We start from the raw sequence: 12,181 nt of genomic DNA, 5'->3' as shown, positions 1-12,181 counted from the left end.
ATCAGTCGGCGTCCATGTCTCGCAGCTCGCGCTTGAGGATCTTGCCGGTGGGGTTGCGCGGCAGCTCGTCAAGGAAGATCACTTCGCGGGGTACCTTGTAGCGCGCCAGGTTATCCCGCACATAGTGTTTGACGGCGTCCTCGTCGAGGTCGGCGCCGTCTTTCTTGACCACGAAGGCGCGCAGCCGGTGGCCCCACTCCTTGTCCTCGACCCCGAGTGCGGTGGCCTCCACCACGTCGGGATGTCCGCTGATCAGATCCTCGACCTCGGCGGGGAAGACATTCTCACCCCCGGAGACGATCATCTCGTCGTCGCGACCGCTGACGTATAGCAAACCGTCCTCGTCGAAATATCCGACGTCACCGGAGGACATCAGTCCATCGATGATCTGCTTGTGTCCGCCGCCGGTGTAGCCCTCGAACGGGAAGGCGTTGCCAACGAAGATCCGGCCCACGTCTCCTTGCGGAACCTCTTTGCCGTTGTCGTCGAGAATCTTGACCTTCACACCCTTGACCACCGGGCCGACGGTCGCGGCGTTCTTCTTCAAGTCCTCCGGCCGGGCGATGGTGGCGAATGCAATCTCGGTCGAGCCGTACATGTTGTAGATGACCGGGCCGAAATCCTTCAGCGCGCGGTTGGCCAGCTCGGCGCCTAGCTGCGAACCGGACACGAAGATGATCTTGAGGGCGGACAAGTCCGGCTTCTTGTCCATCTTCTCGATCGCGTCCAGCAACCGTGACAGCATCACAGGCACCACGACCATGGCCGTCGCCTTGTACTTCTCCAGGTCCTCGAGCACGTGCGGCGGCTTGAACTTGCGGCGCAGAATCAGCGTCGAGCCCAAGAACATCGCGATGGTCGAGTGCAGATAACCCAGCGCGTGGAACATCGGCGCGGGCAGCGACGTCACCTCGCCGGCCTTGAACGGAACGTGTGACAGGATGCCGCCGACCGGCGCCAGGGTGGGCGGCGTACTCCGGTTGGCCCCTTTCGGTGTGCCGGTGGTGCCGCTGGTCAGGATGATGATCGACGCGTGCTTGGCCGCCTTGGGGGCAGGCTCCTTGCTGCTGCGCTTGATCAAATCGGCGAGTGTCTCGTCCTGGCTACCGGAGTCCTCGTCGCTGTCCGGGTTGGTGCCCAGCGCCCGCAGCTTGCCCAGCTCTGGCTCCGCTTTGCTGACGGCCTTGGAGTACTCGTCGTCGTAGATGATCACCTTGGCGCCTTCGCGCTCGGAGACCTCCTTGATCTGCGGTCCGGAGAACTCGCTGTTGAGCAGGATGATGCGAGCACCGACGCGGGCGGCACCATAGTTGGCGATCAGGAACCACCGGTGGTTGCGCGCCAGCAGGGCAACCCCGTCTCCCGCCTTGACGCCCAAATCGATCAGGCCGTTGGCGACCGCGTGCGCGGCCTCGTCAAGCTCTTTGTAGGTGAACTCGCCTTCCTCGTCGATGCACGCGGCTCGGTCCGGACTGCGGGCTGCGTTGAGCGCGGGTAGCATCCCGAACTCACCCCACTTGACGATCCCAGCGGCCATCGTCGCGTAGTTCTGCGGCGGCTCGATGCGGAACGCACCGGACTCGAAGATCTTGCGCACGTAGTGCAACTCGGCAGCACCGCGCTCGACGTACTGCTGAATCTTGGCTGGGATCTGCCCGGGCAGGTCGCTGAGGTTAGGCATAAGACTCACAATATGTGACGCCCGTCGCATTGAGGCCAGAAGGTTTGCCCGAATTATCATCGAACCCTATGACCGGTCCGGCGACGCTGGAGGTGGCCGGGCGCGAGGTCACCGTCACCCACCCCGACAAGGTCGTCTTTCCGGAGGCGGGCATCACCAAGCTCGATCTGGTCCACTACTACCTGGCGGTGGCCGATGGGGCACTGCGCGGCGTGGCCGGCCGTCCGATGATCCTCAAGCGCTTCGTCAAAGGCATCTCCGAAGAGGCGGTGTTCCAGAAGCGAGCACCGGCCAAGCGGCCGGATTGGGTGGACGTCGCCACACTGCGCTACGCCTCGGGCACGTCCGCCGACGAGGCCGTCATTCACGACGCCGCTGGGCTCGCCTGGGTGATCAATCTGGGCTGCGTCGACCTCAATCCGCACCCGGTGCAGGCCGACGACCTTGATCACCCCGACGAGCTGCGGATCGATCTGGATCCGATGCCCGGGGTCTCCTGGCAAGGCATCGTCGACGTCGCGCAGGTGGCCCGCGAGGTGCTCGAGGATCACGGCTTGACCGCGTGGCCGAAGACGTCGGGCTCACGCGGCTTCCACATTTACGCCCGGATCGCCCCGCAGTGGCCGTTCAGCAAGGTGCGGCTGGCGGCGCAGACCGTCGCGCGCGAGGTCGAACGCCGCGCCCCCGACCTGGCGACGAGCCGCTGGTGGAAGGAGGAACGGGAGGGGGTGTTCGTCGACTTCAACCAGAACGCGAAGGATCGCACCGTCGCCTCGGCGTACTCCGTGCGGGCCACCCCGGATGCGCGGATATCCACGCCGTTGCAGTGGACGGAGGTCGCCGAGTGCCGCCCGGAGCGGTTCACCATCGCCACCGTTCCGGACCGGTTCGCCGACCTGGGTGACCCGTGGGCGGACATGGACTCAGCGGCCGGCAGCCTGGACCGACTCCTAGTGCTGGCCGAGGAACTGGGTCCGCCCGAGAAGGCACCCAAGGGCGCCAAGAAGAGTGCTGACGGCCGGCGCGTCTCCTCCATGCCGCTCATCGAGGTCGCCCGGACCAAGACCAAGGACGAGGCGATGGCCGCGCTGGACACCTGGCGAGCTCGCCACCCCCGGGCGGCCGAATTCTTAGAACCCGTCGACGTGCTGGTCGACGGGATGCGCGGGCCTAGTTCGATCTGGTACCGGATCCGGGTCAACCTGCAGCATGTGCCACCGGACCAGCGGCCACCCCAAGAGGAGTTAATCGCCGATTACTCACCCTGGCACGGCTACTCGCCCAAACGCGCGCCCGAGAAGTAAGGCCACGCAACCGACGTTCCGATATGACACGCGATACTCTCTCGCTGTGCAGCAGGCATGGAGTCGGCGGGGGTTCTTGCAGGTCGCCGGGGCCGCGGGACTGCTCGGCGCGGGCGCGGCGGCGGTCACGGCGGGATGTTCCGACCCGAAGCCGGCGCCGGGATCGCCCGGCGGCGGCGCGGTGACCGTCAACCACCTGTTCGGTCATACCGTCGTCAAGGAACCCCCCAAGCGGGTGGTCAGCGCCGGTTATACCGAGCAGGACGATCTGCTCGCCGTGGGCGTGGTACCCATCGCGGTCACCAACTGGTTCGGCGACCAGCCGTTCGGCGTCTGGCCCTGGGCGCAGCCGAAACTTGCTGCGGCGCAACCGGTTCTGCTGAGCCTGGAGAACGGGATCCAGGTCGACCAGATCGCCGGCCTCAAACCCGATCTGATCGTGGCGACCAACGCCGGCCTGGACGCCGACACCTACCAGAAGCTGTCCAATATCGCCCCCACTATCGCCCAGTCCGACGGCGACGCCTTCTTCGAGCCGTGGCGGGACCAGGCCGCCACCATTGGTCAGGCGGTATTCCAGTCAGCCCAGATGAAGTCATTGGTCGACGCGGTGGACACCAAGTTCAAGGACATCGGGCAGAAGAACCCGTCCTGGAAGGGCAAGAAGGCGCTGTTGATGCAGGGCCGACCGTGGCAGGGCACCGTGGTCGCGACGACAGCAGGCTGGCGGACCGACTTCCTGGGCCAGATGGGGCTCGTGGTCCCCGACAGCATCAACGCCTACGCCACCGACCACCGCGCGGTCATCCCCCGCGACCACGTCAAAGAGGTGCTCGACTCTGCCGACGTGCTGATCTGGTCGACAGAAAGCCCCGAAGACCAGCAGGCGCTGTTGGCCGATCCCGAGGTGGCGGCCTCGCAGGCGACCGCGCAGAAGCGCCACATTTTCACCACCAAGGACCTGGCCGGGGCGATCGCCTTCGCGTCGCCGCTGAGCTACCCCGTGGTCGCCGACCAGCTGCCCCCGCAGATCGCCAAGATCCTGGGCTGACCGGCCGGGACATGAGCATTCGTTAAGGCACCTCTGGCAGTGCTCGAAAGTTGCTGGCTAGCCTTTCTCCGCGGGGTTACCGTCGAGTAATGAGTGTGACGGAGATCACCGACCTCCCGGGGGACCTTGTCGTGGCCAGCACCGTACTCGACTACGGCGACCATGCGTTGCTGCTGCAATGTGACAGTACCGCCGACGTTCTGGCGTGGGCCGATGCGTTGCGAGCCGCGCGGCTGCCCGGTGTGGTCGACATCGTCCCGGCCTCGACCACCGTGCTGGTCAAGCTGGACGCGCCACGCTTCCAAGAGGCCACCCGGCGCCGGCTGCGTAAGTTGCGCGTGACACCGGCTGCCGCCAGCCAGCACCCCACAGACCGCGGCGACGAATTCCTCAGGGAGGTCGTCATAGACGTCGTCTACGACGGGCCGGACCTGGGCGAGGTCGCCCAGCTCACCGGCCTGAGCACGGCGCAGGTCATCAACGCCCACACCAGCAGCCGCTGGCGGGTCGGATTCAGCGGATTCTCACCCGGCTTCGCCTACCTGATCGGCGGCGACCAGCAGCTGCGGGTCCCGCGGCGCGCCGAACCACGAACCTCGGTTCCGACCGGATCGGTGGGTCTGGCCGGAGAATTCAGCGCGGTTTATCCGCGTCGATCGCCCGGCGGATGGCAGCTCATCGGCCACACCGACGCCGTGCTATGGGACATCGACAGACCCGATCCAGCGCTGCTCACGCCCGGCACCTGGGTCCGGTTCCGCGCGGCGTGACGGGAAGCAGACACCATGACGACACTGGAAATCCTGCGTACCGGACCGCTGGCCCTGGTCCAGGATCTGGGCCGGGCGGGGCTGGCCCACCTCGGCGTCAGCCGCTCCGGCGCCGCCGACCGCCGCTCGCACACGCTGGCCAACCGGCTGGTGGCCAACCCGGACGACTGGGCCACCGTCGAGGTGACCTTCGGCGGGTTCTCCGCGCGGGTGCGCGGCGGCGACCTTGACATCGCCGTGACCGGCGCCGACACCGAGCCCACCGTCAGTGGAATCATGTTTGGCACCAACAGTATTCAGCATGTACACGACGGTGAGGTGATCTCACTGGGCACTCCGCAGGCCGGGCTGCGCAGCTACTTGGCCGTGCGGGGCGGTATCTGCGTCACGCCAGTGCTGGGCTCCCGCAGCTACGACGTGATGTCGGCGATCGGGCCGCTGCCGCTGCAAGCCGGCGACGTGGTGCCGGTCGGCGAGCACAGCGACGGCTACCCCGAACTCGACCAGGCTCCCGTCGCCGCGATCGAAAGACACATAGTCGAGCTGATGGTGATCCCCGGTCCGCGCGACGACTGGTTCGCCGAGCCCGACGCATTGGTGCACACCGTGTGGATGGCATCGGATCGCAGCGACCGGGTGGGCATGCGGTTGGAGGGCCGCCCCATCGTGCAGCGCTGGCCCGACCGGCAACTGCCCAGTGAAGGCACCACCCGCGGCGCAATCCAGGTGCCACCGAACGGCTTACCGGTCATTCTCGGACCCGATCACCCGATCACTGGCGGCTACCCGGTGATAGGCGTGGTGGTCAACGAGGACATCGACAAGGCTGCCCAGGTGCGGCCCGGCCAGTATGTGCGACTGCATTGGGCGCGGCCACGGTCGTAACGCCCAATCGTCCGCTCCGACTCCAGCGGTGGTAGACAAGGACGGTGCACACCGCACGCCTGGTACACACCGCCGATCTCGACAACGACACCCGTCACCGCACCCACCGGATGCTGACCGAGGCATTCGCCGGCGAGTTCACCGACAGCGATTGGGATCATGCGCTCGGCGGTATGCACGCATTGATTTGGCACCACGGGGCCATCATCGCGCACGCCGCGGTGGTGCAGCGCCGGCTGATCTATCAGAACTCTGCGTTGCGCTGCGGCTACGTCGAAGGTGTTGCGGTGCGCGAAGATTGGCGCGGCAAGGGGCTGGTGACGGCGCTGCTGGACGGCGTCGAACAGGTGATGCGTGGCGCCTACCAGCTCGGCGCGCTCAGCTCGACACGGGCGGCCCGCGGACTCTACTCGGCCCGCGGCTGGCTGCCCTGGCTCGGCCCGACCTCGGTGCTTACCCCCTCGGGCCCGACCCGCAGCCCCGACGACGACGGGACCGTGTTCGTGCTGCCGGTGAGTGTGAACCTGGACACCTCCGCGGGGCTGATGTGCGACTGGCGTGACGGCGACGTCTGGTAGGGCCTCACAACCCTCGGACGTTGCGGTGAGCGGAATTTCACAGCCCGAGCCATTCTCAGAAGCGCCCGGGCAACAAAAGATTTCTAGCGTTACCGACAAGGTCTCCACAAGCCCGAGACGTTAGGAGTCTCCCTTGTCCGCCATGCTCGCGCGCCGTTCGCACACCATTTCCGACTGGGATCCCGAGGATGTGGAGGCGTGGGAGGCCGGCAACAAGAACATCGCACGACGCAATCTCATCTGGTCGGTGGCCGCCGAGCACGTCGGCTTTTCGATCTGGTCAATATGGTCGGTCATGGTGCTGTTCATGCCCACCCCGGTATACGGATTTTCGACGGCCGACAAGTTCCTGCTGGGCGCCATCGCGACGCTGGTCGGCGGCGGCCTGCGCTTTCCCTATACGTTCGCCACCGCGAAGTTCGGCGGCCGCAACTGGACCGTCTTCTCTGCGCTGGTGCTGCTCATTCCCACTGTCGGTAGCATCTTTTTGCTGGCCAACCCGGGTTTGCCGCTGTGGCCATACCTGATCTGCGCCGCGCTGGCCGGGCTGGGCGGCGGAAACTTCGCCTCGTCGATGACCAACATCAACGCGTTTTACCCCCAGCGGCTCAAGGGCGCGGCGCTAGCGCTGAACGCGGGCGGTGGCAATCTCGGCGTCCCGGGGATCCAGCTGGTCGGCTTGCTGGTGATCGCGACCGCCGGTGACCGCCAGCCGTACTGGGTGGGCGCGGTATATCTGGTACTCCTGGCCGTCGCCGGAATCGGCGCCGCCCTGTTCATGGACAACCTTGAGCACTACCGCATCGAGCTGGGCACCATGCGCGCGGTGCTAGCCGAGCCACACACCTGGGTGGTCGCACTGCTTTACATCGGCACCTTCGGTTCGTTCATCGGATTCTCCTTCGCCTTCGGGCAGGTGCTGCAGATCAACTTCGTCGCCAGCGGCCAGAGCAACGCCCAGGCCGCGCTGCATGCGGCACAGATCGCCTTCCTGGGGCCGATGCTGGGGTCGCTGTCGCGGGTGTACGGCGGCCGGTTGGCCGATCGCGCAGGCGGTGGGCGAGTCACGCTCGGTGCGTTCTGCGGCATGCTCTTAGCCGCCGGAATCCTGGTCAGTGTAAGCACTTTCAGCCAGCACCGCGTTGGACCTGCGCCTGCGGCCGAAATGGCCGGTTACGTAACCGGTTTCATCGCGCTGTTCATCTTGTCCGGAATCGGCAACGGCTCTGTGTACAAGATGATTCCGTCCATCTTCGAATCGCGCAGCCATGCCCTTGCGGTCACCGAGGCGCAGCGCCGACAATGGTCTCGGTCCATGTCCGGCGCACTGATCGGACTAGCCGGGGCGATCGGCGCGCTCGGTGGTGTGGGCGTCAATCTCGCTCTGCGCCAATCGTATTCGAGCAGCGGGACCGCCACATCGGCGTTCTGGGTGTTCGCGTGTTTTTACGTCGCCGCCGCGGTACTGACGTGGCTGATCTACGTGCGCCGGCCCCTTACCGCGGGCACTACCACCCGTACGGGTCTGGCGTACGTGTAGCTCACGCACGCTTGATCCCGGCGTTGCCGTCGGCCCCGTTGGACCCGTCGAAGTCCCCAGTGCTGACGCCGTCTGATCCGGCGGAGCCGTTGTGCGGGTTAGCACCCAGTCCCAACCCGGCCGCACCGCCGCTACCAGCGCTGCCCCGCGAGCCGCCGACCCCGCCCACGCCGCCGTCACCGAGGCCGCCCGCCGCGCCGCCCTTGCCGAACAACCCGCCGCGGGCACCGGCGCCACCCTGACCGCCGTCGCCCCCGTCGCCACCATTGCCGCCATGACCGGCGTTGCCACCATCGCCCCCAGAGCCGCCGAACGTGGCGCCCGCGGGGGCACCGGCGTTGCCGCCCGCGGCGCCGGCCCCACCGTTGCCGCCCAGCGCACCTGCACCGCCGGCGCCGCCGCCACCACCGTGTCCACCGGCACCACCGTTGCCGACCAACCACCCCGCGGCGCCGCCATTTCCGCCCGCTCCCCCGGCGGCGCCGCGGCCACCTTGCCCGCCATCGCCGCCCGCACCGCCCGATCCGCCGTTGCCGCCGTAGGCGTTGCCGCTGGAGCTGTAGGCGGCGTTCGTGGAGGTCGCATCGACGGGAGTGTGCCCGCCGCCGGCGCCGCCGGTACCGCCGGCGGAACCGCTTCCGCCGAGGCCGCCGGTGCCGCCGAAACCACCGTCACCACCGTTGCCAACCAGCAATCCGCCCCGGCCCCCGTCGCCGCCGGCACCCCCCGCGCTACCGCTCAGCCCGTTCAAACCCGCGCCGCCGGCACCGCCGCCACCACCCGCACCCGCGATAGCCGTACCGCCGAGGGTTCGGGAGTACCCGGCCTGACCTCCGTCGCCGCCGCTGGCCCCGCCAGCGCCTCCCGCTCCGCCCTCGCCGCCACTGCCGGCGACCCCCCTGGACGCCGGCGACCCCTTCCCTTGCGTGGCGTCGGCGTCACCGCCGCTACCGCCGCTACCCCCGTTGACACCCATCCCACCCGCCTGGCCGGGTCCGCCGTCGCCGGCGCTGATGTTTCCGGCCTTGTCGGTTTGACCGCCGTAACCAGGAGCGCCGTTCAGGCTCGGGTCGGTGATCGATGCCGGGTTGACGGCGTTCGCGCCGGCCATGCCGGCCCCACCGTGCCCGCCGTTACCGCCCGCACCCCACAGCCCGGCGCTGCCGCCGACGCCACCGTGACCGCCAGCCATACCGACCGACATCGCAGCCCCGCCGTCGCCACCTGTGCCGCCGTTGCCGTACAGCCACCCGCCACTGCCACCCGCCCCGCCGGTTGCGCCGGCGCCGCCAGTCCCGCCGCTGCCCCCGTTGCCGATCAGCCCGGCCGCGCCGCCCGCACCTCCGGCCTGGCCGCCGGCGCCCGACCCGCCCCTGCCTCCGTTGCCCAACAAAAGTCCACCCGCTGCGCCGTTGGCGCCGGAACCCGGGGCAGCATCAGCGCCGTTGCCGATTAACGGACGGCCCAGCAGTGCCTGGGTGGGCGCGTTGACCACATCGAGGATTAACTGCAGGGGCGACGCGGCGGCCGACTCCGCGGCGGCGTAAGTATTCGCGTTCGACTCGAGGGCCTGCACAAACTGCTCGTGAAACGCGGTCAGCTGAGTCGACACGCTCTGGTAGGCCTGACCATGCCCGGAGAACAGCGACGCAACGGCCATCGACACCTCGTCGGCGCCCGCAGCGAGCAGTGCCGTCGTCCGAGTCGCCGCCTCCGCATTGGCCCAGCGCAGAGCGGAACCGATACCAGACACGTCTGCTGCCGCTGACGAAAGCACGTCAGGGGCAACATTTAGATATGACATCGTGTCCGATCCCTCCGTTGGGCGGATGACGTTGCAGAGCTCACTGTGACCCCGGCGCACGAGGCACGTCGCTCGGGCAACTGGAGGATTTCGCAGATGAATTTTTCTCCCCCAATCAGGGGAGCGTCTGGCCAGAGATCGACAATGGCGCTGCGCACGAGATGATTCCACCTACCCGGCGGGCGTGCAGCCGCTCAAGTTGTGGCCAGCGGCGCACGGCGCGGACTGGTCGCGGCCAATAGCCCGGCATCGACGACCTGGGCCAGTTCCCGGCGACCGACAAACCCCCTCGTGTGATCCACGTCGCTTTGTCAGTGACCTGGCAGAGAACTAGGACACAACTATCAGGCGATATCGGCTCTCCCGATTTGACTGCCGTTAGTCACGGTGTGAGCATCGAAACCAACAGTGGCGCAGCAATATTAGATATTGCGGCGCCCCTACCCTCGGCCGGGAAGTGAGCTACGCCACATGGATTGCGACAACGCCGTGTCCGCCTGCCGAATCATGTCGGACGCCGAACCCATTGCGGGACGGCTCAAATCGGGGCACGCGGTGCGAACCTCGGTGAACCGGGTGGGCCGCGAATGTCTGCTAGCCCGCAGACTTGTGACGAGGAACGCAGGCGGGGGCAATGTCGCAGCAATTGCCAGGTAACGTCGCGGAAACCGCTGCGGCATATAAAGGACACATGGCCCAGCCCAGGTCTGCGCCACTGGCCGGCTATCGAATCGCAGTCACATCAGCCCGTCGTGCCGAGGAGCTGTGTGCACTGCTGCACCGGCACGGGGCCGAGATATTCGCCGCACCGGCGATCAGCATGATCGCACTGCCCGACGACAACGAGCTGCACGCCAACACCCAGGCTTTGATCACCGATCCACCCGACATCCTGATCGCCCACACGGGCATCGGCTTTCGAGGTTGGGTCGCCGCGGCCGAAGGCTGGGGACTGGCCAACGAACTCGTCGATTCGCTGTCGCGTGGCCGGGTCATTTCGCGCGGGCCGAAAGCAACCGGGGCGTTGCGGGCGGCAGGGCTGCGCGAGGAGTGGTCGCCGGACTCGGAGTCCTCGCAGGAGGTCTTCGAGTACCTGCTCGACACCGGGGTGTCCGGCAAGCGCATCGCCATTCAACTGCACGGGGCTGCCGACGGCTGGGATCCCTTCCCGGAATTCATCTCCGGATTGCGATCAGCGGGAGCCGAAGTGGTACCGATCCGGGTATACCGTTGGAAGCCAACCCCTTTAGGCGGCGACTTTGACTGCTTGGTAACCGGCATCGCCCGGCGCCAGTTCGATGCCGTCAGCTTCACCTCGGCTCCGGCGGCGGCGGCGGTATTGGAGCGGGCACGCCAGTTGGACCTGGAGGAACAGCTGCTGGACGCCCTGCGCGGCGGGGTGCACGCGATGTGCGTCGGACCGGTGACATCGCGACCGCTGATCAGACGGGGGATACCCACCTCCTCGCCGGCACGAATGCGACTGGGCGCCTTGGCCCGCCACATAGCCGAAGAATTGCCGGCGCTGGGTTCGTGCAGCGTGAAAGCCGCCGGACATCTGGTCGACATTCGAGGAACCTGCGTCCTGGTCGATGGTTCGGTGCGCACCGTATCGGCCTCGGGCATGGCGATACTGCGCGCGCTGGCACATCGCCCGGGCGACGTCGTCGGACGCTCCGAACTGCTGCGGGTGTTGCCGGGCAACAGCGCGGACACGCATGCGGTGGACACCGCGGTGCTTCGACTGCGAACCGCGCTGGGCGACAAGAACATCGTCGCGACTGTTGTTAAGCGCGGTTACCGGCTGGCCCTCGACTCCGAACACGACGCCGCATGAACCTGATATTGACGGCGCACGGTACCCGCCGGCCGTCGGGCGTGGCAATGGTCGGCGACCTCGCAGCACGGGTGAGTAACCTCCTGGACCGCACCGTGCATGTTGCATTCGTCGACGTGCTCGGACCCACCCCCAGCGAAGTGCTTTCGAATCTGCCTGATGGTCGACCAGCATTCGTGGTGCCGGCGTTTCTGTCCCGCGGTTACCACGTGCGCGCCGACCTCCCCGCACACGTCGCGGCCAGCGGACATCCCAACGTCACCGTCACCCCCGCATTAGGGCAGGGTCGTCAGATCACCACTGTCCTGGGCCAGCTGCTGCTGGAATCAGGTTGGCGCCCTGGCGATTCGGTGATATTGGGTGCAGCGGGCACCTCGGACCACCTTGCCCGAGCCGACCTGCACAACGCCGCGGCGGCGCTGTCGGCGTTCACCGGGTCGCGGGTTGATATAGGCTTCGCTGCGCTGGGCGCACCGCACATCGGCGACGCTGTAGCCACCGCGCGCCGCAGGGGCGCGGTTCGCGTCGTGATCGCCTCTTACCTGCTGGCCGACGGCCTTTTCCAACAACGACTCCGCGGGTGCGGCGCCGATCTGGTGACACCGCCGCTAGGCACCCATGCCGGACTGGCACACCTGATCGCGCGGCGGTTCCGCGAGGCGATGACGGTCGCGGACCTTTGCCCACTGGCCACGCCCGGACCTGCGACGCTTGATCTTTGCTGATATCCG

10 protein-coding genes are annotated in these 12,181 nt (G+C 67.4%); 8 read left to right on the top strand and 2 right to left on the bottom strand.

Annotation, left to right across the window (positions count from 1 at the left end; genetic code table 11):
• Position 1 precedes the first annotated feature (1 nt).
• Positions 2 to 1,681, bottom strand: a complete 1,680-nt coding sequence (gene fadD2 / locus H0P51_RS02980) for a long-chain-fatty-acid--CoA ligase FadD2 (protein WP_180916573.1) — start codon at positions 1,679 to 1,681, stop codon at positions 2 to 4.
• 68 nt (positions 1,682 to 1,749) lie between these two features.
• Here fadD2 and ligD point away from each other — a divergent pair, with 68 nt between their 5' ends.
• The 6 genes from ligD (at position 1,750) to H0P51_RS02950 (ending at position 7,809) form a co-directional block, all read left to right on the top strand.
• Complete coding sequence (ligD, locus tag H0P51_RS02975) at positions 1,750 to 2,985, top strand: non-homologous end-joining DNA ligase (protein ID WP_180916572.1); 1,236 nt, start codon at positions 1,750 to 1,752, stop codon at positions 2,983 to 2,985.
• Positions 2,986 to 3,031: 46 nt separating this feature from the next.
• The gene (locus tag H0P51_RS02970) at positions 3,032 to 4,036 is read left to right on the top strand and encodes an ABC transporter substrate-binding protein (protein ID WP_180916571.1); all 1,005 of its coding nucleotides are present in this window, start codon (positions 3,032 to 3,034) and stop codon (positions 4,034 to 4,036) included.
• Between the two features lie 89 nt (positions 4,037 to 4,125).
• Positions 4,126 to 4,806, top strand: coding sequence for a 5-oxoprolinase subunit B family protein (locus H0P51_RS02965; protein WP_180916570.1), 681 nt, complete (start codon positions 4,126 to 4,128; stop codon positions 4,804 to 4,806).
• A 15-nt stretch (positions 4,807 to 4,821) separates the two neighbouring features.
• A complete protein-coding gene (locus H0P51_RS02960; RefSeq protein ID WP_180916569.1) occupies positions 4,822 to 5,691 on the top strand; it encodes a 5-oxoprolinase/urea amidolyase family protein in 870 nt (289 codons plus the stop codon).
• Positions 5,692 to 5,735: 44 nt separating this feature from the next.
• Positions 5,736 to 6,269 carry a GNAT family N-acetyltransferase gene (locus H0P51_RS02955; RefSeq protein WP_246398358.1) on the top strand — a complete coding sequence of 178 codons (534 nt, stop codon included), beginning with the start codon at positions 5,736 to 5,738 and terminating at the stop codon, positions 6,267 to 6,269.
• Between the two features lie 142 nt (positions 6,270 to 6,411).
• Positions 6,412 to 7,809 carry a nitrate/nitrite transporter gene (locus H0P51_RS02950; protein WP_180918699.1) on the top strand — a complete coding sequence of 466 codons (1,398 nt, stop codon included), beginning with the start codon at positions 6,412 to 6,414 and terminating at the stop codon, positions 7,807 to 7,809.
• 1 nt (position 7,810) lies between these two features.
• Here the strand turns inward: H0P51_RS02950 and H0P51_RS02945 are convergent, their stop codons facing one another.
• On the bottom strand, positions 7,811 to 9,613 hold the full coding sequence (locus H0P51_RS02945) for a PE family protein (protein WP_180916568.1): 1,803 nt from the start codon (positions 9,611 to 9,613) through the stop codon (positions 7,811 to 7,813).
• Between the two features lie 691 nt (positions 9,614 to 10,304).
• On the opposite strand from H0P51_RS02945, the gene H0P51_RS02940 reads away from it, so the two are divergent.
• Complete coding sequence (locus H0P51_RS02940; protein WP_180916567.1) at positions 10,305 to 11,450, top strand: uroporphyrinogen-III synthase; 1,146 nt, start codon at positions 10,305 to 10,307, stop codon at positions 11,448 to 11,450.
• Complete coding sequence (locus H0P51_RS02935) at positions 11,447 to 12,175, top strand: sirohydrochlorin chelatase (protein WP_180916566.1); 729 nt, start codon at positions 11,447 to 11,449, stop codon at positions 12,173 to 12,175. The genes H0P51_RS02940 and H0P51_RS02935 overlap by 4 nt, the downstream gene beginning before the upstream one ends.
• The last annotated feature ends 6 nt before the right edge of the window (positions 12,176 to 12,181 follow it).

Source organism: Mycobacterium vicinigordonae, assembly GCF_013466425.1.
GTDB lineage: Bacteria > Actinomycetota > Actinomycetes > Mycobacteriales > Mycobacteriaceae > Mycobacterium > Mycobacterium vicinigordonae.
This window is presented reverse-complemented; position numbering and strand designations above follow the sequence as displayed.

Excerpts from the sequence above, each read along its gene's own strand:
- H0P51_RS02945 (WP_180916568.1), bottom strand. The coding sequence starts at position 9,613 with ATGTCATATCTAAATGTTGCCCCTGACGTGCTTTCGTCAGCGGCAGCA.
- H0P51_RS02960 (WP_180916569.1), top strand. The coding sequence starts at position 4,822 with ATGACGACACTGGAAATCCTGCGTACCGGACCGCTGGCCCTGGTCCAG.
- H0P51_RS02965 (WP_180916570.1), top strand. The coding sequence starts at position 4,126 with ATGAGTGTGACGGAGATCACCGACCTCCCGGGGGACCTTGTCGTGGCC.
- ligD (WP_180916572.1), top strand. The coding sequence starts at position 1,750 with ATGACCGGTCCGGCGACGCTGGAGGTGGCCGGGCGCGAGGTCACCGTC.
- H0P51_RS02935 (WP_180916566.1), top strand. The coding sequence starts at position 11,447 with ATGAACCTGATATTGACGGCGCACGGTACCCGCCGGCCGTCGGGCGTG.
- fadD2 (WP_180916573.1), bottom strand. The coding sequence starts at position 1,681 with ATGCCTAACCTCAGCGACCTGCCCGGGCAGATCCCAGCCAAGATTCAG.
- H0P51_RS02940 (WP_180916567.1), top strand. The coding sequence starts at position 10,305 with ATGGCCCAGCCCAGGTCTGCGCCACTGGCCGGCTATCGAATCGCAGTC.
- H0P51_RS02950 (WP_180918699.1), top strand. The coding sequence starts at position 6,412 with ATGCTCGCGCGCCGTTCGCACACCATTTCCGACTGGGATCCCGAGGAT.